General features: G+C 64.4%; 14 protein-coding genes. 11 read left to right on the forward strand and 3 right to left on the reverse strand.

Translation table 11 applies throughout. The features are described 5' to 3' along the window. The first annotated feature begins 77 nt into the window (after positions 1-77). The 3 genes from AC0QTX_RS15970 to AC0QTX_RS15980 all read left to right on the forward strand — a co-directional run bounded on the left by AC0QTX_RS15970 (position 78) and on the right by AC0QTX_RS15980 (position 6,597). On the forward strand, positions 78-3,029 hold the full coding sequence (locus tag AC0QTX_RS15970; RefSeq protein WP_474604801.1) for a bifunctional [glutamine synthetase] adenylyltransferase/[glutamine synthetase]-adenylyl-L-tyrosine phosphorylase: 2,952 nt from the start codon (positions 78-80) through the stop codon (positions 3,027-3,029). A gap of 223 nt (positions 3,030-3,252) precedes the next feature. Continuing rightward, on the forward strand, positions 3,253-3,783 hold the full coding sequence (locus tag AC0QTX_RS15975; protein WP_474604802.1) for a hypothetical protein: 531 nt from the start codon (positions 3,253-3,255) through the stop codon (positions 3,781-3,783). Positions 3,784-3,945: 162 nt separating this feature from the next. Continuing rightward, positions 3,946-6,597 carry a calcium-binding protein gene (locus AC0QTX_RS15980; protein ID WP_474604829.1) on the forward strand — a complete coding sequence of 884 codons (2,652 nt, stop codon included), beginning with the start codon at positions 3,946-3,948 and terminating at the stop codon, positions 6,595-6,597. A gap of 248 nt (positions 6,598-6,845) precedes the next feature. On the opposite strand, the gene AC0QTX_RS15985 is transcribed toward AC0QTX_RS15980, so the two are convergent. Both AC0QTX_RS15985 and pepN read right to left on the reverse strand, forming a co-directional pair. Further along, positions 6,846-9,119, reverse strand: a complete 2,274-nt coding sequence (locus AC0QTX_RS15985) for a PAS domain-containing sensor histidine kinase (protein WP_474604803.1) — start codon at positions 9,117-9,119, stop codon at positions 6,846-6,848. A gap of 245 nt (positions 9,120-9,364) precedes the next feature. Then, on the reverse strand, positions 9,365-12,016 hold the full coding sequence (gene pepN, locus AC0QTX_RS15990; protein ID WP_474604804.1) for an aminopeptidase N: 2,652 nt from the start codon (positions 12,014-12,016) through the stop codon (positions 9,365-9,367). Positions 12,017-12,209: 193 nt separating this feature from the next. Here pepN and AC0QTX_RS15995 point away from each other — a divergent pair, with 193 nt between their 5' ends. From AC0QTX_RS15995 to ybaK, 7 genes are all read left to right on the forward strand, one after another. Then, positions 12,210-12,650, forward strand: coding sequence for a VOC family protein (locus AC0QTX_RS15995; protein ID WP_474604830.1), 441 nt, complete (start codon positions 12,210-12,212; stop codon positions 12,648-12,650). 100 nt (positions 12,651-12,750) lie between these two features. Next, entirely contained in the window at positions 12,751-14,232 is a 1,482-nt protein-coding gene (gene xdhA, locus AC0QTX_RS16000) for a xanthine dehydrogenase small subunit (protein ID WP_474604805.1), read from the forward strand. Positions 14,233-14,236: 4 nt separating this feature from the next. Continuing rightward, positions 14,237-16,567 carry a xanthine dehydrogenase molybdopterin binding subunit gene (gene xdhB, locus AC0QTX_RS16005; protein ID WP_474604806.1) on the forward strand — a complete coding sequence of 777 codons (2,331 nt, stop codon included), beginning with the start codon at positions 14,237-14,239 and terminating at the stop codon, positions 16,565-16,567. Next, complete coding sequence (gene xdhC, locus AC0QTX_RS16010; RefSeq protein WP_474604807.1) at positions 16,564-17,529, forward strand: xanthine dehydrogenase accessory protein XdhC; 966 nt, start codon at positions 16,564-16,566, stop codon at positions 17,527-17,529. Before xdhB ends, xdhC begins: the two co-directional genes overlap by 4 nt. A gap of 5 nt (positions 17,530-17,534) precedes the next feature. Further along, a complete protein-coding gene (locus tag AC0QTX_RS16015; RefSeq protein ID WP_474604808.1) occupies positions 17,535-18,020 on the forward strand; it encodes a nucleoside deaminase in 486 nt (161 codons plus the stop codon). A 72-nt stretch (positions 18,021-18,092) separates the two neighbouring features. Then, positions 18,093-18,737 (forward strand): urease accessory protein UreE, encoded by a 645-nt coding sequence (locus tag AC0QTX_RS16020; RefSeq protein ID WP_474604809.1) that lies wholly within the window; start codon positions 18,093-18,095, stop codon positions 18,735-18,737. A gap of 30 nt (positions 18,738-18,767) precedes the next feature. After that, a complete protein-coding gene (gene ybaK / locus AC0QTX_RS16025) occupies positions 18,768-19,238 on the forward strand; it encodes a Cys-tRNA(Pro) deacylase (RefSeq protein ID WP_474604810.1) in 471 nt (156 codons plus the stop codon). A gap of 8 nt (positions 19,239-19,246) precedes the next feature. On the opposite strand, the gene AC0QTX_RS16030 is transcribed toward ybaK, so the two are convergent. Further along, positions 19,247-20,041, reverse strand: coding sequence for a hypothetical protein (locus tag AC0QTX_RS16030; protein WP_474604811.1), 795 nt, complete (start codon positions 20,039-20,041; stop codon positions 19,247-19,249). A 234-nt stretch (positions 20,042-20,275) separates the two neighbouring features. On the opposite strand from AC0QTX_RS16030, the gene dusA reads away from it, so the two are divergent. Next, positions 20,276-21,274, forward strand: a complete 999-nt coding sequence (gene dusA / locus AC0QTX_RS16035) for a tRNA dihydrouridine(20/20a) synthase DusA (RefSeq protein WP_474604812.1) — start codon at positions 20,276-20,278, stop codon at positions 21,272-21,274. Positions 21,275-21,430 lie beyond the last annotated feature (156 nt).

Here is a 21,430-nt window from a genome sequence, read left to right on the forward strand (position 1 = left end):
TCGCGGCACTTTTCGGTTGCCTCCGAAGGTCCGGCGTGAACACTCGGGCCATCCGTAGGAACCCGAAGGGACCCGCAGTGCCGGATACGAAAGATTCCCTCCTCAGCCGCTTGATCAGTGCCCCGGTCGTGGCCGACCAGAAGCGGGCCAGGGCGCAGTTGAAGGATTTCATCGACCGCGTCCGCGACGAGCCCGAGGCGGCGGCTCTGCTGGAACAGCTCGACGAGGGATCATACCGCGATCTTCTCCTGGGCATTGCCGATCATTCCCCGTTTCTCTGGCAGCTGATTGTCAACGATCCCGCCCGCATGGCGAGGCTCGCCTTCTCCTCGCCGGAGGAGGCTCATCGCACCATCATCGACAACCAGACCAACCTGTTCCGCGAGCTGCGAAGCGGCGCGATCACCCGCGACGATGCCGTGCGCAGCTTCCGGCGGAACCGCAACGCCCATGCGCTCCTCGTCGCCATGGCGGATATCGGCGGGCTCTGGAGCGCGGAGCAGGTGACGCAGGCGCTGTCGGATTTCGCCGATGCGTCCGTGGCTGGCGGCGTGAATCTCGTGCTCACCGAGATGGCGGATCTCGGGCGCGTGACTCTCGCGAGCCCCGACGCTCCAGGCGAGGGCTCCGGCTTCACCGTGCTGGCGCTGGGCAAGCACGGGGCAGGGGAGCTGAACTACTCGAGCGACATCGACCTCGTGATCTTCTTCGACCCGGAGACGGGCGCGCTGCGCGATCCTTCCGAAGCCGCGACGATCTATACCCGTATCGCCCAGCAGCTCGCCAAGCTGCTGCAGGAGCGCACCGCCGACGGCTATGTGCATCGCGTCGATTATCGCCTGCGCCCCGACCCTGGTTCGACGCCCACCGCCGTCTCCCTGTCCTCGGCCTATGTCTATTACGAGACCGTCGGGCAGAACTGGGAGCGCGCGGCCTTCATCAAGGCGCGGCCCATCGCCGGGGACCTGACGCTTGGAGAGAACTTCCTGAAGGAGCTGCGTCCCTTCATCTGGCGCAAGTATTTCGATTTCGCGTCCATCGCCGACGTGCACGCCATGAAGCGGCAGATCCATGCGGTGCGCGGGCACGATCAGATCGCGGTGGCAGGCCACGACATCAAGCTCGGGCGCGGCGGCATCCGCGAGATCGAGTTCTTCGTGCAGACGCAGCAGCTCGTGTTCGGCGGGCGGCGTCCGGGTTTGCGCGGACGCCGCACCCTCGACATGCTGAAAGCGCTCCATGACGAGGGCTGGATCACGGCACAGGCCCGCGACGAGCTCTCGGATGCCTACCGGTTCCTGCGCACCATCGAGCACCGGCTGCAGATGGTGGCGGACGAGCAGACGCAGCGCCTGCCCTCAGACGAGGAGCAGCTCAAGCCCTTCGCGAAGTTCTGCGGCTACCCCAACCTGAAAGCCTTCGCAAAGGCGCTGACCGATCAGGCGACAATCGTGCAGGGGCATTATGCGCTTCTGTTCGAGGAAGGGCCGGAGCTCGCCTCCGACGTGGGCAGCCTCGTCTTCACCGGCTCGGACAACGATCCCGATACGCTCGCGACCCTCCAGCGCCTCGGCTTCCACGAACCCGAGCGTGTGGCCGAAACGGTGCGCGGCTGGCATTTCGGCCGGCGTCCCGCGATCCAAAGCGCCCGCGCCCGCGAGGTGCTGACCGAACTCACGCCGGCGCTGCTCGCCGCGCTCGGCGGCACCGCCGATCCCGATGGGGCGCTGGCGGCCCTCGACCGCGCCTTCGGGCGCATGCCGGCGGCCGTTGAACTCCTCACCATCCTGCAATCCCACGACCGCCTGCGGCTCCTCTTCGCGGATCTTCTGGGCACCGCACCGCGCCTCGCCGACACGGTGGCGCAATCGCCCCATGTGCTCGATGCGCTCATCGATCCCGCCTTCGGCACACCCACCACTGATGATGAAACCATCGAGGGCCAGGTGCGGCAGCTCATCGGGCCGCCGCGCGACTTCGAAGACTTTCTCGACCGGGTGCGTGACGCGGCGCGCCAAATGCGTTTCGTCACCAGCGCGCGCCTGCTCTCCGGCGTCATCTCTCCAACGCAGACGGGAGAAGCCTATGCGGCCATCGCACGCGCGGTTATCCGCGCGTCGTTCGATGAAGTGCGCCGCGCTTATCAAGTGGAGCATGGCACCGTGCCGGGGGGGCGCATTGCTGTTCTCGGCCTCGGCCGATTGGGAAGCCGGGAGCTGACGGCGGGCTCCGATCTCGATCTCGTGGTGGTCTACGATTTCGACGAGAACAACCGCGAGAGCACCGGCCCGCGCAGCCTTGATGCCGTGGTCTACTATACGCGCCTGACGCAGCGCCTCGTCTCGGCACTCACGGTGCCGACGCGACGCGGATTGCTCTACGAGGTCGACCTGCGCCTGCGCCCGCAGGGCGGCAAGGGGCCCGTCGCCTCGCAGTTCAAGGGCTTCGTGAACTACCAGAAGACCGAAGCCGATCTATGGGAGCACATGGCGCTCACCCGCGCCCGCGTGCTCGCGGGCGATGAGGCTTTCGGCGCTGACGTTGCGCAGGCCGTGAAGGATATTCTCACCGCCCCGCGCGATGCGAAGCACGTGTTCAAGGACGTGCGCGCCATGCGCGAGCTGATCGCGCAGGAGAAGGGAGACGACGACCCCTGGGACATGAAGCTCGCCCGCGGCGGCCTCACCGATCTCGACTTCATCGCGCAAGGCCTGGTTCTGGCGCATGCGCATAAGCACCCATCGCTCGCGGGCCTCTCGACGGAAGCAACTTTCGCCAAGATTCAAGCTCTCGGCTTGCTGTCATCCGATGACGCAAGGACACTCATCGACGCGCACCGGCTCTTCAACGACATCTTTCAGTGGCAGCGCCTGACCATCGAAGGCAAGTTCAATGCGGAGAAGGTGCCGCCGGTGATCCTCAAGCGTCTGGCGACGGTGGCAGGACTGCCGAGCGCGAAGGTGCTGCTGGAGCAGCTACAGCAAACATATCGCAACGTCAGTGCGATTGTTGGTGCAACGGGTTCGTGAATTTCAATGGCAGATATCCATAGCCGCATGCCGCTCCGGCAATGATCATCATGAGTTGCGCTTCGTATGGGAAGATAAAACTTTCTGTATATATATGAAGCGCTTAGGTATCAAATACTCCTAAAAACCTCTCCATCCCGAGAGTTCTACCTGCGCCAAAAATTTGCTCCGAATGCGTCGAAGCTCGGTCGTAAGCCAGGCTCGAGAGCAATGGGGCAACTAGATGTTTACAATCCAGCAAGCGCTCGAAGCATTTTTCTCTACAAGCATCGGCACCTACGGCGGTGCGCAGGCCGGCTCTGGTATGTACGGCATCGAGGGCGCTGGTGTGATCACGAGATTTGCTGACGGCAGGGTCTTCTCGGAGAATGGCACTGAAACCCAAACTCTCCCCAATGGCACACAGATTACCAGGGTGGTCGAGGACGGGGGAAGGAATGAGCTTATCAAGTCTCCTGATGGCTCCGTGACGCTCATCCAGGGAGATGGTGACAGTGTACGATCTCAAACACGTTGGGCTGACGGCAGAGTAACGGAGCGTACGTATACTGCACGCAGCGAATCCGTAACCGAGCACTTTCCAGGCGGGCTCAAAATCAGGGAATACCGCAATTCTGAGAATGGTGTCTACAGAAGGGAAGAGTTTGACGCAAAAGGTGAGTGCTTCCATTTAGTATACGACAACCCAGCAGAATATAGAAGAGAATATAGACTGAATGATGACGGGTCGTGGAGCCAACACCATTCATACTAATATTCTAAAGGGGAAATAGGTGGTACCTCTTATGTTTATAATAAGAAAAACGATTCCGATACTGTCTTAGCTGGGGATTATCTGAACTATAGATACGAGGTGAGCCAAGACGTCGGCGGGCCCAAGAAGATTACCGAAACGACGGCATATTATACTGGTGCCATGCAGAGATGGCATGATGGAGGTGGGCAGATAGGAGTAACAATTGCTCGCTCGGTGCGGACGGAGTTTCCCGACGGGCGTGAAGTACCAGGTGAGACTATTTGGTGGAACGCAAGGTACGAATGGCGTGACTACCCAAATGTGAATGTACCGCGTGAACCACCTCCTCCAGAGCCTTTCCCGATATTCCCGGGCTTCACTGATGTCATTGAGCACCACGCCCATCACATCCTTGAAGACATTGGCGATGTCATCGACAGCCTGTCCGATCAGTCCGGCTCAAGGAAAAGTGGCGTCATAACTCTGGGAAGTGGAACGGTAAGCTTCTCTATCGAGGCCCATGTTGGCACGAGCGGCAATGACCACATTCAGGGGACGGGTTTCCTCTACGGGGTCGACGGCAACGATACCCTGGCTGGAGGTGCGGAACGAGACACTTTGCTGGGTGGCGATGGTAACGACACTTTGGCCGGAGGAGGTGGCAATGATCATCTTGGAGGCGGCAAAGACGACGATACCGTCGATGGTGGCTCTGGCGATGATACTCTGAACGGCGACGACGGCAACGATGTCCTAGTCGGAGGTCTCGGCTCTGATACACTGGATGGGGGCGAGGGGCTGGATGTTGCTTCTTACGACAAGGCAACCAGCGGTGTTGTTGCGGACCTCGCCGATGCCACGCAGAACACCGGCGAGGCAGCAGGCGATACCTACGCCTCCATCGAAGGGATTGCTGGTTCGGCCTATGGCGACAGGCTCGCAGGCACTGCTGCAAACAACATCCTTTTCGGTTACAATGGCAACGACCGCCTTATCGGCCTTGCGGGCAATGACATTCTGATCGGTGGATCCGGCGCCGACACGCTGGACGGCGGCGAGGGCTTTGACATCGTCAGCTATGCGGAGGCCGCGGCAGGTGTCGTCTTCACCCTGCTCAAGGATGTGGTGAACACGGGCGAGGCAGCAGGCGACGTCTTCCTCTCCGTCGAAGGATTGGTGGGCTCGAAGTTTGCCGATGTGCTCACCGGCAACAGCCTGAGCAACATTCTCGGCGGCGGCGCCGGCGACGACGTACTTGTGGGTGGCGGTGGAGGCGACTCCCTCTCCGGCGACGCTGGCAACGACCGCCTGTTCAGCAAGATCGACGCCGATCTGCTCGATGGCGGCGAGGGCTGGGACACAATGAGCTACTACAAAGCTCTGTCCAGCGTGCAGGTTTATCTGTGGAAACCTATTCTCAATCGCGGGGAGGCGGCGGGCGACCGGTACACAGGCATTGAGGTGTTTGACGGGTCCCGCTACGGCGACGTTCTAGAGGGCGACTACAACAAGAACACGTTCTGGGGCGATGACGGCAACGACAGCCTCAAAGGCGGGGCGGGCGATGACGTGCTCTCGGGCGGCAACGGCGACGATGTGCTCAATGGCGGGAGGGGCGTCGACACCCTCAACGGCGGCGCAGGCTTCGACACCGCTTCTTATGCGGACGCCAAGGGCAACGTGCAGGTGGATCTCGGCAACGCGGCGCGCAACCTGGGCGAGGCTTACGGCGACGTGTTCGTCTCCATCGAGAAGGTGGTGGGCTCGTCCTACAATGACACCCTGGAGGCCCGCTCCGCGGCCACCGACGCCAGCTTCGACCACTTCGAGGGCGGCGAGGGCCAAGACCTGCTCAGAGGCTATGGCGGCGTCGACACGCTTCTCGGCGGCGCGGGCGACGACCAGTTAGTGGGCGGCACCCGCGGCGACGTGCTCGATGGGGGGCTGGGCTACGACTTTACCGTCTACACCGATGCGCTGGAGCGGGTGGTGGTGGATCTGGCCAACAGCGCCAACAACCTAGGCTTCGAGGCCGCCGGCGACGTGTTTGTGTCGATCGAGGGCGTGAAGGGCTCGGTCTTTGCCGATCAGCTCTGCGGCAATGGGGGCGGCAACACCCTAATGGGCAATGCAGGCGACGACCGGCTGGAAGGCCGGGCCGGCGGCGATTGGCTTGATGGCGGGCAGGGTATCGACCATGCCGTGTACTGGGGCGCCTCGTCTGGCGTGACGGCGAGCCTGCTTGCCGGCTACGGCAACGGCGGCGAGGCCGGCGGCGACACCTACCGTTCGATCGAGGGGCTGGAGGGTTCAGCTCACGGCGACACGCTGCAAGGCGATCATCAGTCCAACACCCTCTACGGCTATGGCGGAGCGGACGTGCTGCAGGGCGAGGGCGGCAACGACTACATCGATGGCGGGGACGGAGCGGACACGATCTCGGGCGGCGATGGACTGGATTGGCTGCTCGGCAATGCGGGAGCGGACGTGTTCCGGATGGACACGCGCCTGAGCGCGGGCAACGTCGATACCCTGGCGGGCTTTAGCGTAAGCCAGGGAGACCGGATCGGGCTGTCCAGCAGTGTGTTCGGGTCTCTGCCGACAACAACGATGATTGAGTGGGTGAACGGCTTGGCGGTAGGGCGTCAGTTGCTGAAGAGCAGCGCGTTTACGGTACGCACGGCGACGTCGTGGGAGCACCGGATTGTGTACGACCAGGCGAGCGGCGCCATTTACTTCGACGCGGACGGCGCAGGCGGCGCAGCCCAGGTGCAGTTTGCCAAGGTGGCAGCCTGGACGGTGCTCACGGCCAACCAATTCCTTCTGGTCTGAGGCTCAAAGCATCTGATCGCACAGCGCAAAAGAGCCGCCCTCACGGGCGGCTCTTCCGTTTGAATTGCCGCCATCTGACGGCGGACGGAACGTGGGGCATCCTGTTCTGCTGCGGACAAGGCGCGCATTCTGAGGTTTGCAGCAGCGAGGGTCCTTGTGCCCGCTGTTCGAAGAGGCCGGAGCAGTGCCGCTCCCGATGGAAGTTGCGGAGCTAAAAGCCCGGCTTGTTGCTCGAAGATGCCTGGGCTTTACGCTGCCTTGTCCGCCAGCGCGATCTCGGCGCTGCTGTTTTCCGTGAGCGGCAGGTGGACCAGCACGATGGTGCCGACGCCTTCCTGGCTCTTGATGCGTAAGCTGCCGCCGTGGAGCTCGGTGAGGGAGCGGGCGATGGCGAGGCCGAGGCCCGAGCCCTTGTAGCTCTTGGAGAACTCGGTCTCGACCTGCTCGAAGGGCTGGCCGAGCTTGTGCAGGGCGTGATCGGGAATGCCGATGCCGTTGTCCTCCACATAGATGTTGACGGCATTGCCGGCCTGGCGCGTGCGCACGGTGATGCAGCCGCCCTCGCTCGTGAACTTCGTGGCGTTCTGGAGCAGGTTGACGAGGATCTGGTGCAGGGCGCGCTCGTCGGCGGGCACCACGATGTCTTCCGGGTTGACGTCGACGGTGACCGAGAGGTTCTTGGCCTTGGTCTGCTCGCCCACCAGCTTGAGGGCGCGCTGGATCGAGGCGTGGACCTCCATCGGCTGCTTGCTGAGCGACGTGCGGCCCGCCTCGATGCGCGACATGTCGAGGATGTCGTTGATCACGGACAGGAGATACTCGCCGCTGGAGCGGATGTCGGAGCAGTATTCCTCGTACTTGTCGGAGCCGAGCGAGCCGAAGATCCCGCTCTGCATCACTTCCGCAAAGCCGATGATGGCGTTGAGCGGCGTGCGCAGCTCATGGCTCATGTTGGCGAGGAACTCGGATTTCGCGCGGTTGGCGCTCTCGGCCTGCGCCTTCTGGTCCAGGTAGCGTTCGGCCAGATCAGCAAGCTGGTGCGTCTGCGCCTCGAGCTTCTGGCGCGACTGCTTGAGATCGAGAACGGTGGCGATGAGTTCCTTCTCGGATTCGACGAGGCGGTGCTCGTGGCGCTTGAGCGCCGTGATGTCCGTGCCCACAGACACGTAGCCTCCGTCCTTGGTGCGGCGCTCGTTGATCTGCAGCCAGCGGCCATCCTGGAGGCGGGCCTCGAAGGTGCGGGCGCCCACATCCTGCTGCTCCCGGCGCAGGAACTGGTGCTGCACCTCCGGCGGACGGCCCAGCGCCATCACTTCAGCGTAGGACTTGCCCTGCAGCTGCGCATCGGCCGGCAACTCGTGCAGCTTCTGGAATTTCGAATTGCAGAGCACGAGGTTGTTGTTGGCGTCCCACAGCACGAAGGCCTCGGAGATCGCCTCGATGGCGTCGTGCAGGCGGGCGTCGGCCTTGGCGGTCTTCTCTTCCAGCCCGCGCTGCTCGGTCACGTCGACCGCAATGCCGACGAGATGGCTGGCGGCGTCGTCGGGATCGTTCATCAGCTCGGCGCGGGCGCGCAGCCACACCCAGTCGCCCGTGATGCTGCGGATGCGGAACTCATAATCGACCAGCGAGGTGCTGGCGGAGGCGAGCTGTTCGGCGAGCGTGAAGAGATCCTGATCCTCGGGATGGATCATGGTGTTCACTTCGCCGAAGGAGAGGAACTCGTCCTGACGCTCGTAGCCGAGGAGCTCGTACATGGAATCGGACCAGTAGATGCGTCCGCGGCCGATATCCCAGTCCCACAACCCGCAGCGTCCGCGGTTGAGGGCGGAGTCGATCCGATCACGCACCTTCTCGCAGACCTCGTCGGCGGCGCGTGCGCGGTTGGCCTGCATGACATAGGCCACGCCGATGCCGAGCAGCACCAGGATCGTGGCGCCGAGCAGCGAGACGTGGCCGATGGTGCGCGTCCACCACCCTGACAGGATGTGCGGCATGGGCTGCACGAGCGCGATCTGTCCGGAAGAGGCTGCAAGCGAGCGCACTGTCGCCATGCCCTCAACGCCGCCCGGGAGCCGGACCGTCATGACGCCGGCGCGATCGGCAAACAGCATCAGCGGCTGCGCTTCACCGAGAATGTCGGTGAGCTTGCCGGGGGCGTTCGTCATCGGCGGATACACGGCCAGGATGGTGCCTGCATGATCGACCAGCATGAGCGCGCGGTTCTGCGTCAGGGCGCTCGGCGGCATGTCCTTGGCAAGCTGCTCCAGCTGGGCTGCAGCTTGTGCGCTGTTGCCGGAAGCGGGAACGGCGCTGAGCTTCGCTGCCGAGAGGGATGCGATGATATCGATGTCGCTGATGGCGTCGAAGAGCGTGTCCTTGCGGCCATCGCGGATCTGAACCCATGCGCTGCCTGCCAGCGTAATGAGAAACAGGATCAGGACAGCCGGAACCGCCAAGCGGAGCAGGGGTTCATAACGTTCGAGACGTCGATAGGTGAGGTTCGCGTCTGATCGCGTCACCCCTAGAATCGTACCCGCGCGTGCGGGTACGCATGCGGTCACCGCCCCCGCCATGCGATGCTTCCTCCGGAACCATTTGCGTCCTGTTTCGGAGGACGTGCCGCATCTCTCCGAATCACTAACAATAGAATCTTGAGCGGGTGATTTGTCTAGTTAGTAGAACCCGAAGGTTAATAAAAAATTTCCTATGTCGCTTTCCCCTGGGGAAATCAGGGACAAGCCCGTAAACCCTTCATACATATAGCTTATTTCGGGTGGCTTTCCTCGAGGGAGCGGCTCACGATATCCCCTACATCGCGGGAAAGATTGGGCTTTTGCGCGATGGAGCGCAGGGCCTCTTCCGCATGCTTTCGCCGGCCGTTTTCCATCATCCGCCAGGTGCTGAAAGCGGTGAGCAGGCGGGCCGCCAGCTGAGGATTCAGTTCGTCCGCGCGCAGGACGATCGAGGCGAGAAACCGGTATCCTGCGCCGTCCGCCCGGTTGAACTGAACCTGGTTCAACATGGCGAAGCTGCCGATCAGCGAGCGCACCCGATTGGGGTTGCCGATGGAGAAGGCCGGATGCTCCATCAGGCTCTTCACTCGCTCGAGGGTTCCATCCTCCGGAATCGCAGCCTGCAGCGTGAACCATTTGTCGATCACGAGCGGCTCGTTGCGGTAGCGCTCTCCGAACCGGGCGATGGCCTCCTCGCGCGCTTTGCCCGGGAGGGTCGTCAGCACGCTCAGCGAGGCGAGCCGGTCCGTCATGTTGGTCGCTGCCTCGAGCTGCGCCAAGGCCAGCGCTTCCCCGGCGCCGGGATCGGCTGCGGCAAGAAGGTCGAGGCAGGCATTGCGCAGGCTCCGACGCCCGGCGCTGGCCGCATCGGGGCTGTAGGGGCCTGAATCGGTGAAGGCCTCGTAGATGCGCTGCAGCCGCCGGGCGCAGGTCGACCCGATGCGCTGGCGCAGCTCCGACCGGGCACGATGAATCGCGTTCGGATCCACATCCTGGCCGATCTCCTGCGCAATATCGGCTTCGCTCGGAAGGGTCATGACGAGAGCCGCAAAGGCCGGGTCGTCCTCGGCATCCCTGTCGATGAAGGAGCAGAGAGCAGCCGAGAATGCGCCGATCTCCTCGCCGCTGACCGGGCCGTCGGTCGACAGGGCAGCCAGCAGCCGCATGGCGACGGTCTGCGCCGCCTGCCACCGGTTGAACGCATCCGTGTCGTGCCTCAGGAGAACGAGCAGCTCCCCGGCGGGCAGATCGAGCGAGACCTTCACCGGAGCCGAGAAGCCCCGGAAGAGGGAGGGAACCGGCAGGGACGTCACGCCCGTGAAGGTGATGCTGTCGGCCGCCTTGTCGAGCAGAAAGACCCCCCTTGAGCACACCCGGTCGCTGACCGCCTCCAAGGGCGATCCATCATGGGAGACGAGCCCGAGGCGCACCGGAATCGCCAGCGGCTCCTTCTTGGCCTGTCCCGGAGTAGGCGGTGTGCTCTGCGTGAAGTCGAGGCGGTAGGTCTGCGCCCCCTCGTCGTAGTGGCTCTTCATGGTGACCCGGGGCGTTCCGGCCTGCTCGTACCAGCGGGCGAAATGCGAAAGGTCGCGGCCGGTGACCTCCGCGAAGGCATTCAGGAAATCCTCGACCGTCGCGGCCGTGCCGTCGCAGCGCTCGAAGTAGAGATCCATGCCGCGCCGGAAATCCTCGTCGCCGATGATCGTCTTGAGCATGCGGACGATCTCCGCGCCCTTCTCATAGACGGTGGCGGTGTAGAAGTTGTTGATCTCGCGGTACTGGTTCGGGCGCACCGGATGGGAGAGGGGGCTCGAATCCTCCAGGAACTGGCGAGCGCGCAGGGTCTTCACCTCCGCGATGCGATGCACCGGACGGGAGCGCTCGTCGGACGAGAACTCCTGATCGCGGAAGACCGTCAGGCCTTCCTTCAGGCAGAGTTGGAACCAGTCGCGACAGGTGACCCGGTTGCCGGTCCAATTGTGGAAGTACTCGTGCGCGATGATCGCCTCGATATGGGCGTAATCCATGTCGGTCGCGGTCTCGGGGGAGGCCAGCACGTATTTGTCGTTGAAGATGTTGAGGCCCTTGTTCTCCATGGCGCCCATGTTGAAATCGGACACGGCAACGATGTTGAACACATCCAGGTCATACTCGAGCCCGAAGACCCTTTCGTCCCAGCGCATGGAGCGCTCAAGGGCATCGAGCGCATAGTCGGCGCGATCCTCCTTGCCTGGCTCCACGTAGATCGCAAGCTCGACCCCGCGGCCACTCATGGTCGTGAAGCTCTTTGCGACTCGGCCCAAGCGGCCGCCGACCAGCGCGAAAAGGTAGGCTGGCTTTGGATGCGGATCGTGCCAGACGGCATAGTGCCGGCCGGAGCCGTCGACCGATCCGCTCTCGACGGGGTTTCCGTTGCCGAGGAGGACGGGAGCCTCGTTACGGTCGGCTTCGATGCGGGTGGTATAGATGGAGAGGACGTCGGGCCGGTCGAGGAAATAGGTGATGCGCCGGAAGCCTTCCGCCTCGCACTGGGTGCAGTAATTGCCGCCCGAGCGGTAGAGGCCCATGAGCTTGGTGTTGGCGGTCGGGTTGATGTTGGTTTCGACCTTCAGGGTGAACGCCTGGCGAGGTGCCTGCGCAATCGTGAGCGAGTGGGGCGAGGCCTCGAACTCTTCGTCTGACAGGATCCGCCCGTCCAGGGCCACGGATCTCAGGTTCAGTTCGTCGCCGTCGAGGACGAGGGGCGCATCCGAGCGCCCAGCCGGGTTGGGCCTCATGACGAGGGTTGCGGTCACCCGGGTCTCCGTCGGGTGCAGCTTCACATCGAGTTCAACATTGTCGATCAGAAAGTCGCTGGGCCGGTAATCCTCAAGGCGAACGATGGGTGCTGTCTCGGTGCGCATCAGGTACTCGTGTGAAACGGTGTTGCGTTTGTTCTAGGGCCTTGGGGAGGGACCGCCAGTCTGCTTGCAGCAGCAACGCTTAAAAGTCACTTGATCTTGGCCAAATCCAAGGCTTTTTCCGCGCAACAAAATGGTACCCCTTGATCTCCGGGTGGAATACGCCATCACGTCAATTCCGCACATGGAGACGATTATGGAATACCTGCACACGATGGTTCGCGTGTCGAATCTCGAACAATCCCTCGACTTCTTCTGCAACAAGTTCGGCCTGGTCGAAGTCCGCCGGATCGAGAACGAGAAGGGCCGCTTCACCCTCGTCTTCCTGGCGGCGCCCGGCGATGTGGACAAGGCCAAGGACACCAGGGCCCCGCTCCTGGAGCTCACTTACAACTGGGATGAGCATGACTATGCCGGCGGCCGCAACTTCGGCCATCTCGCCTATCGGGTCGACGATATCTACGAGACCTGCCGGAGGCTGATGGATGCGGGCGTCACCATCAACCGTCCGCCCCGCGACGGCTATATGGCCTTCGTGAAGACCCCCGACGACATCTCCATCGAGCTCCTCCAGCGCGGCGAGCCCAAGCCCGTTCAGGAGCCCTGGGCCTCCATGGCCAATACCGGCACCTGGTAAGCCCCGGCTCTCGACGGCCGCCCCTTGGCTAAAAGGCCTTGCTCCGCCATTCTACCCGGCCCACCATAACACAGCCGGGTCGAACCGGCGGAGGAACATCGTGGTACGAGAGACAATCCGCTTCTGGCGGCAGGGACGAGCAGTCGAGGTTTCAGGCTTTCATCCGCGCACCACGCTTCTGGACTACTTGAGGCTTCAGGAGCGTCGCGTGGGCACCAAGGAGGGTTGCGCGGAGGGCGATTGCGGTGCCTGCACCGTGGCCCTGGGCCGGGTGAGGGGCGGGCGTGTGCATTACGAGCCGGTCAATGCCTGCATCCTGCTGCTCGGCCAGATCGACGGTGCGGAACTCGTCACGGTCGAGGATCTCGCGGCAGGCGGCGAACTGCACCCGGTGCAATCCGCCATGGTGGACGCGCACGGCTCCCAATGCGGGTTCTGCACCCCCGGCATCGTGATGAGCCTGTTTGCGCTCTACCACGAAGGCGAGAGGCCCCTGAGCCGCGAGGCCGTCAACGATGCGCTTGCCGGCAATCTCTGCCGCTGCACCGGCTACAGGCCCATCGTCGATGCCGCCCTGCAGGCCTGCGGCAAGCAGGCCGAGGATACCTTCACCACGAACACCGAGAAGAATGTGCAGGGCCTGACGGCGTTCGCCGACGGGCAGGATGTCTTCATCGGCAACGAGACCCGCTTCTTCGCAGCGCCCGCAGGCGAGGACGCCCTGGCGGCTCTCTATGCGCGGCATCCGGACGCCACGCTCGTTGCCGGCTGCACGGACGTGGGTCTCTGGATCACCAAGGGCATGGCCGAGATCGAGAAGGTGATCTGGCTCGGGCGCGTGGCAGGCCTCGACGCGATCGAAGAGACCGACGACGCGCTCGGCATCGGCGCGACCGTGACCCATGCCGACGTTCATCCGTCCCTCGCGCGCATCGACCCCGATCTCGGCGAGCTCATGCGCCGCTTCGGATCCTGGCAGGTTCGCGCGTCCGGTACGGTGGGCGGCAACATCGCCAACGGATCGCCGATCGGCGATCTCGCGCCCGCTCTGATCGCCCTGGGCTCCTGGCTGGAACTGCGCCATGGCGATGCCGCGCGCACCATGCCGCTCGAGAACTTCTTCATCGCCTACCGCAGGCAGGACCGGGTGCCCGGCGAGTTCGTGCGCCGCATCGTGGTGCCGAAGCTTAAAGGTGCCGAGGTCTTCCGCGCCTACAAGATCTCCAAGCGCTTCGACGAGGATATCTCGTCCGCCATGGGCGCCTTCAAGTTCACGCTCGATGGACGACGCATCGCTGAAGCGCGCGTTGCCTTCGGCGGCATGGCGGCCACACCCAAGCGGGCGCTCGAGACGGAACGGGCGCTCGTGGGTCTGTCCCTGGACGAGCCCTCGAGCTGGGGCGAGGCGATGGCGGCGATCGCGCGCGATTATCAGCCTCTCGACGATCACAGATCATCCGCCGCCTATCGCGCGACGGTGGCGCGCAATCTCGTGTTCAAGGCCTTGAGCGAGACCGCGTCGGGCGAGACCCGCGCCACGCGCATCATCGGCCAGCGCGACGCGCTCCAGGCGGCGGAGTAGGGCGATGAACGCACCCACCAAACCCATGATGGAAGCGGAAGCCCTCCGCCACGTGCGCCAGCCCCTGCCGCACGATTCCGGCGTGAAGCACGTACAGGGCGTCGCACAGTACATCGACGATATCCGCGAGCCCGAGGGCACGCTGCATGTGGCCATCGGCCAGTCGCCGAAGGCACGCGGTCGCCTGATCTCCCTCGATGTCACAGCCGTCCGCGCCGTGCCTGGAGTCGTGGCAGTGCTCACAGCCGCCGATGTCCCCGGCAAGAACGATGTGTCGCCCGCCTTCGGCGACGACCCGCTCTTCGTCGACACCGAGATCGGTTTCTTAGGGCAAGCACTCTTTGCCGTCGTCGCCACGAGCCGCGACACGGCGCGTCGCGCCGTCAAGAAGGCCGTCATGGAGATCGAGTCCGAGACGCCGAGCGTCACGGTCGAGGATGCGCTGGAGCGCGGCGAGACCGTGCTGCCGGATTATTCGTACGGCCGCGGCGATCCGTATGCCGTCATCGCGCAGGCGCCGAGAAGTCTGGAGGGCCAGTTCCGCGTCGGCGGGCAGGAGCACTTCTATCTCGAGGGCCAGGTCGCCATGGCCATCCCGGGCGAGGACGGCGACATTCACGTCTATTCCTCGACCCAGCACCCCACGGAAGTGCAGCACGTGGTCGCCCGCGTGCTGGACATTCCCGACGCCTATGTGACCTGCGAGACGCGGCGCATGGGCGGCGGCTTCGGCGGCAAGGAGAGCCAGGCGACGCAATGGGCCGTCACTGCAGCGCTCGCAGCGCGCGTGACCGGGCGTCCATGCAAGCTGCGCCTCGACCGCGACGACGACTTCATCCTCACCGGCAAGCGGCACGACTTCCGCTGCGACTGGAAGGTCGGCGTCGACGAGGAGGGCCTCATCCAAGGCTATGCGGTCGATCTTCTGGCCCGCTGCGGCTATTCGGCGGATCTCTCCGCCGGCGTGGTGGACCGGGCCATGTTCCACGCCGACAACGCCTATTGGATGCCCGCCGTGCACATCGCGTCGAAGCGGCTCAAGACCAACACGGTCTCCAACACGGCGTTTCGCGGCTTCGGCGGTCCTCAGGGCATGCTCGCCATCGAGCATGTGATGGACCAGATCGCCTGGGCGACGGGACGCGATCCGCTCGACGTGCGCTACGCCAATTTCTATCGACCGGGTGAGAACGTCACGCCCTACGGCATGGAGGTGGAGGAGACCGACACCCTCGTCAATCTCGTGCGCACCCTCGAGGAAACGTCCAACTATCGGGCGCGCCGGGAGGAGATCGCGGCCTTTAACGCTTCGTCGCCGATCATGAAGCGCGGGCTGGCGCTCACGCCTGTGAAATTCGGCATCAGCTTCACGCTCACGCACATGAACCAGGCCGGCGCCCTGGTGCACGTGTATCAGGACGGCTCCGTGCATCTGAACCACGGCGGCACCGAGATGGGGCAGGGCCTCTACATCAAGGTCGCTCAGGTGGTGGCGGAGGAGTTCGGCATCGCCATGGAGCGCGTGCGCATCACGGCCACGACCACGGCAAAAGTGCCCAACACGTCGCCGACGGCGGCGTCATCCGGCTCCGACCTCAACGGCATGGCGGCGAAGATCGCGGCTGGCGCCATCAAGAAGCGCATGATCGCCCACGCGTCCGAGGCTTACGGCATGCCGGAGGAGCAGATCGAATTCCGCGACGACCGGGTGTTCATCGGCAACCAGAGCCTGTCCTTCGACGAAGTGGCGAAGCTTTGCATCGCAGCCCGGGTGCAGCTTTCCGAGGCCGGTCACTACAGCACGCCGAAGATCACCTGGGATCGCGCCAAGGGAACGGGCCGCCCGTTCTTCTACTTCGCCTATGGGGCGGCCTGCTCCGAGGTGATCGTCGACACGCTCACGGGCGAGAACCGCCTGCTGCGCACAGACATCCTGCACGATGTCGGCCGCTCCCTGAACCCGGCCATCGACATCGGCCAGATCGAGGGCGGCTTCGTGCAGGGCATGGGCTGGCTCACCACCGAGGAGCTGGTCTTCGCCAGGGACGGCCGCCTGCTCACGCATGCGCCTTCCACCTACAAGATCCCGGTCGCGTCCGACGTGCCGGCCGCCTTCAACGTGGCGCTCTATCCCAACACCAACCGGGAGGAGACGATCTACCGCTCCAAGGCCGTGGGCGAGCCGCCGGTCATGCTGGCGAACAGCGTCTTCTGCGCGCTAGCCGATGCCATCCACGCGCTCGATCCGGAAAAGCCCGTGCCGCTCCATGCGCCCGCGACACCTGAGGCGATCCTGCGCGCCTGCGAGGCGCTGCGGGGGAGGCCTATCGGGTGAGGGTCTGGCGCCAGCTTGCCGATTTCGTGGCGCGGCACGGAGCCGCCGCCCTCATCTCCGTGCATGACGTGAAAGGCTCCGCTCCCCGGGAGGTCGGCGCGCGCATGGTGGTGCGGCCCGACGGGGCGTTTCACGGCACCATCGGCGGCGGGCAGCTCGAATTCCGCATGCTCGACATTGCCCACGCGATGCTTGGGGCCGGGCGCGGTCCGGCCAGGATCGTCGATCAGGCGCTCGGGCCCGATCTCGGCCAGTGCTGCGGCGGACGGGTGAAGATCCTGATCGAGGTGTTCGACAGCCGGGACATGGAGGATCTCACGCCTCTCGTGACGGCTGAGGCCGAGGGCGGGCTGTTCGAACTCGAGTGCCGGATGGAGGAGGGCCGCGTGAAGCGCGAGTTCGCGTCCGCCGTCGGCGACGACCGCTGGACCGGCTGGCGCGAGACCCATGGCGAGGTGCGCACGCCCGTTCTCCTGTTCGGGGCCGGCCACGTAGGCCGGGCGCTGGTGCTGTCGCTTGCGCCCCTGCCGTTCGCCGTGCGCTGGCTCGACGACCGGGACGATGCCTTCCCGGCCCATCTCCCGCCGAACGCGAAGGCCGTCCGCATGTGGGACCCGGAGGCCGAGATCGCGGAGGCGAGCCCTCTCTCGCTCATCCTTGTCATGACTCACGATCATCCTCTCGACATGGCGATCACGGCGGCGGCCCTAAAGCGTGACTTTCCCTATGTCGGCCTCATCGGCAGCGCCACGAAGCGGGCGCGCTTCGAGAAGCGGTTCCGGGAGCTGGGGCTGCCCGAGGAGACGATCCGCTCCCTCGTCTGTCCCATCGGGCTGCCCGGCATCGAGGACAAGGACCCGGCCATCATCGCGGCCTCCGTGACCGCACAGCTGCTGCAGGTTCGGGAGCACGGGGGCGTCGCCCAAAAATTCTCGCCTCCTGCGGCCTCCAACGATACATGAGTCCTATGAGCACCAACCGACTCGACGATCAGCGCCATCTGGCGCGCGCCATCGAACTGTCCCGCGAGCATATGGAGGAAGGGGCCGGCGGTCCTTTCGGCGCCGTGATCGTGCGTGACGGCAAGGTTCTGGCCGAGGGGTGGAACCAGGTCACCTCCGCCAAGGACCCGACGGCCCACGCCGAGGTCACGGCCATCCGGCGCGCCTGCGAGGCCATCGGCGATCATTCGCTGGAGGGCGCGACGCTCTATACCAGCTGCGAGCCGTGCCCCATGTGCCTCGCCTCCGCCTATTGGGCCAGGGTGGGCCGCATCGTCTATGCCAACACGCGGCAGGATGCGGCGGAGATCGGTTTCGACGACAGCCTGATCTACGACGAGATCCCCAAGCCCATCTCGGAGCGTCTCATTCCCATGGACCACCAGCCGAGCCTGGAGGCCAGGGCCGTGTTCGATGCCTGGGCGGACAAGCCGGACAAGATCGCCTATTAATGGCCGGCCGGGTGGCAGCGCCCGGCCGCGCTTCCTATCTGAGCCTCAACGATCACAGACCGAGACCATCCCATGCCCCGCGTCACCACCATCGTCCGCAAGCCCGCCGTGAAGGCCGACCGCGTCGTCGACACCGTCTCCCTCGACCATGCGGCCAGAAACCGCCGCCATGGGGCGCTGAAGGGCGAGGGCGGCACCGAGATCCATCTCGACCTCGACATGGAGACCACCATCAACGACGGCGACGCCCTGCGGCTCGAGGGCGGACAGCTGGTCCAGGTGAAGGCGGCGGCGGAGTCTCTGCTGGAGGTGAGGGCCGAGAACCCCTTGCGCCTCATGCGCCTCGCCTGGCATCTCGGCAGCAACCATGGGCTTGCCGAGCTCACGAATGATGCCCTCTACATCGAGAACAACCCGGCCCTTGCGGAACTGGCCCGCGGTCAGGGCTGCACGGTGACTCCGGTGGAGCGCCCCTTCCGGCCGGAGCGCAGCACCCATGTGTGCGATCACGACCATGGGCATCATCACCATGATCATGGCCATGCGCACAGCCACGACCATTCCCATGCGCACAGCCATGACCACGGGCATTCTCACGGCCACGATCATGCGCACGACCACAAGCATGATCACGACCACCATGATCATGCCCATCACGAGCACGGTCCCGGCTGCGGATGCGGTCACCATCATCACGGCCACAAGCACGATCACTGATCGCGCCCGAAGCTTCCGTTCTTCACGACCATGTCCAAGACCACCCGCGCGACCTTAGCCCTGCAGCAGGCCGGCGTGTCCTTTACGGTTCATGCCTACGACTACGACCCGAACGCGGAGCGCATCGGCCTGCAGGCCGCTGAGGCCATGGGAGCCGATCCGTCGTGCGTGCTCAAGACCCTGATGGTGCTGGTGGACAACAGGCCGGCCTGCGTGATCCTGCCCTCCGACCAGGAGGTCAACCTGAAGAAGCTGGCCGCAGCATTGGGCGGCAAGGCGGCCCAGATGATGAAGCCTGCGGATGCGGAGCGCATCACCGGCTACCATGTGGGCGGCATCAGTCCCTTCGGCCAGAAGAAGCGCGTGCCGACCCTGCTGGAGCAATCGGCCTTCGAGCACGCGAGCGTCTTCATCAACGGGGGGCAGCGCGGCCTGCAGGTGAAGCTCGATCCGCGCGATGCCGCCGCGGCCCTGAGTGCGAAGACCGCGGCCCTGATCTGAAGCGGCCTTCAGATCAGGAGGCCATGGTAATCAAGGAAGGCGAGTTTGTCCTTGATCGCCGTCAGGGGCTCCGGGGCGGCGGGGTGAGTCGTCACATCGCCGACCCAGTCGGAAGCGTCGCTCAGAAATTGCTCGAGGTCGAAGTGACAGGGGTCTCCGATCACAGACTCGACTGCATCCGCGAGCTTCGGCGCCGTGTCCTGGAAGAAGTCGATCGCCTCGTCCGTGAGCACGTCCTGAAAATCCGCCGGCGCGGAGCCGAGGGAGCCGGCAAGGTCGAGGACTGCTTCGGCAGCCACCCGCGCGATCGGGCTCTCGGAGGCTGCGAGCGCCTGACCGATCGTGCCCAGCCAGCTGACGAACCCGGCGATCTCCTGCTGATCGGGCGTGATGCTGCCTTCTTCGATGCGGGCGATTGCGCCCTGGACGATCTGCCCCACATCGGCCTCCAGCAGGAGCTCCGGACGGTTGTTGACGACAGCGATCTGGTAGAGCATCGCCAGAACCGCCCCACCCGCATAAAGATCGCCTTCTCCCGTCACCTCGTCTGCGGGCTGCTCCAGAATTCTCTTGATCAGCACGAGATCGGCCCGAGCGCGCACCAGCGTGTCAGGCTGGTCATATGCTTGGTCGTGAGCGAGGAACAGCTCATCGAGGCCGTCCTTCGGCGGGACGGCGTAGTTTCCCGCTTCGTCGTCGCCGACGACCACGCCGCCCGACCAGTTCGGACCCCCGTATTGACCATAGGTCGGAACGGGTATGTCTCCGGGACCTTCCGTGAGCTGAAGCCAGTTGATCAGCATGGATCCATCCTCACCTGACGCGTGTGACTCCGGGACGGGGTGGTCAGGTCGAGCACTCAGGTCACAGGCTCAATCGGGCGACATTGCGGTAGCCTGGCCTTGGGCAGGCAAACGTCTTCAATCGTGTGTGACACCGACGGTCACTTATTTTCCTTGAGATCGCGGTCACCATATTGGAAAAGCCTGTAGTCAGGACCCAAGGTCGGAAAACGCTCCTAAAATGCCAGCTTCAAGATGACCCAGAAATTTTTCACCGTGGCCCCCATGATGGACTGGACCGACCGGCATTGCCGGGCGTTCCACCGCGTTCTGTCGCGCCGGGCGCGGCTCTATACGGAGATGGTCACCACGGGGGCGGTCATTCACGGGCCGCGGGAGCGGCTTCTCGGGTTCAGCGACGCTGAGCATCCGGTGGCGGTGCAGCTTGGCGGGTCCGATCCGAAGGATCTGGCGGAAGCCGCCCGGATCTGCGCCGATTTCGGCTATGACGAAATCAACCTCAATGTGGGCTGCCCCTCGGATCGGGTGCAGAACGGCCGCTTCGGCGCCTGCCTGATGCAGGAGCCGGTCCTGGTGGGCGAATGCGTGGCGGCCATGAAGGCGGCCGTCTCCCTGCCGGTGACGGTGAAATGCCGGATTGGCGTCGACGACCAGGACACGGAGGAGGCGCTGGATCGCCTCACGGATTGCGTGGTCGCTGCCGGCTGCGACGAGCTGACGGTCCATGCCCGCAAGGCTTGGCTGCAGGGCCTGTCGCCGAAGGAAAACCGGGACATTCCGCCCCTCGACTACCCTAGGGTCTATCGCCTGAAGCAGGCCCGCCCGGATCTGCCGATTGCCATCAATGGCGGCATCAAGACGATGGTCGAGGTGCATGAGCACCTGAAGCATGTGGACGGCGTGATGCTCGGCCGCGTGGCCTACCACGAGCCCGAAATCCTGCTCGGCGTGGATCCCGAGCTTTATGGCGAAGCCGCACCCGCCGCCGACGGGTTCGAGGCGGTCGAGGCCTATGAGCCTTACATTGCAGAGCAGCTGGCAAGAGGCGAGCGCCTGCACACCATCACCCGCCACATGCTCGGCCTCTTCACCGGCCGTCCCGGCGCGCGCGCCTATCGCCGCCACCTCGCAACGGAGGCGGTGAAGCCGGGCGCGAACCTGCAGACGTTGCGCGATGCGGTAGCGCATGTGACGCGGGAGACGGCTGCTCCTGCGCTCAACGCTGCAGAATAAGGGTCGAAGGTCGTCCCGGACGCCGCAGGGGATCGCTGGGTCGAATGACGAGTGCGGCGCTGCAGCCCTCCTCCCCTTTGTAGGAAGGAGTTGGAGGTGGGGGTGCTGGTGCCTGACCTAAACAGGCTATCGCTCACATCCTCACCCGGCCGCTGC

This window comes from Microvirga sp. jy35 (assembly GCF_056148915.1).

Bases quoted from the DNA above. Each gene is read 5' to 3' on its own strand.
- AC0QTX_RS16030 (WP_474604811.1), bottom strand. From the start codon at position 20,041: ATGCTGATCAACTGGCTTCAGCTCACGGAAGGTCCCGGAGACATACCC.
- pepN (WP_474604804.1), bottom strand. From the start codon at position 12,016: ATGCGCACCGAGACAGCACCCATCGTTCGCCTTGAGGATTACCGGCCC.
- AC0QTX_RS15980 (WP_474604829.1), top strand. From the start codon at position 3,946: ATGCAGAGATGGCATGATGGAGGTGGGCAGATAGGAGTAACAATTGCT.
- AC0QTX_RS15995 (WP_474604830.1), top strand. From the start codon at position 12,210: ATGGAATACCTGCACACGATGGTTCGCGTGTCGAATCTCGAACAATCC.
- ybaK (WP_474604810.1), top strand. From the start codon at position 18,768: ATGTCCAAGACCACCCGCGCGACCTTAGCCCTGCAGCAGGCCGGCGTG.
- xdhB (WP_474604806.1), top strand. From the start codon at position 14,237: ATGAACGCACCCACCAAACCCATGATGGAAGCGGAAGCCCTCCGCCAC.
- AC0QTX_RS16020 (WP_474604809.1), top strand. From the start codon at position 18,093: ATGCCCCGCGTCACCACCATCGTCCGCAAGCCCGCCGTGAAGGCCGAC.
- dusA (WP_474604812.1), top strand. From the start codon at position 20,276: ATGACCCAGAAATTTTTCACCGTGGCCCCCATGATGGACTGGACCGAC.
- AC0QTX_RS15975 (WP_474604802.1), top strand. From the start codon at position 3,253: ATGTTTACAATCCAGCAAGCGCTCGAAGCATTTTTCTCTACAAGCATC.
- AC0QTX_RS16015 (WP_474604808.1), top strand. From the start codon at position 17,535: ATGAGCACCAACCGACTCGACGATCAGCGCCATCTGGCGCGCGCCATC.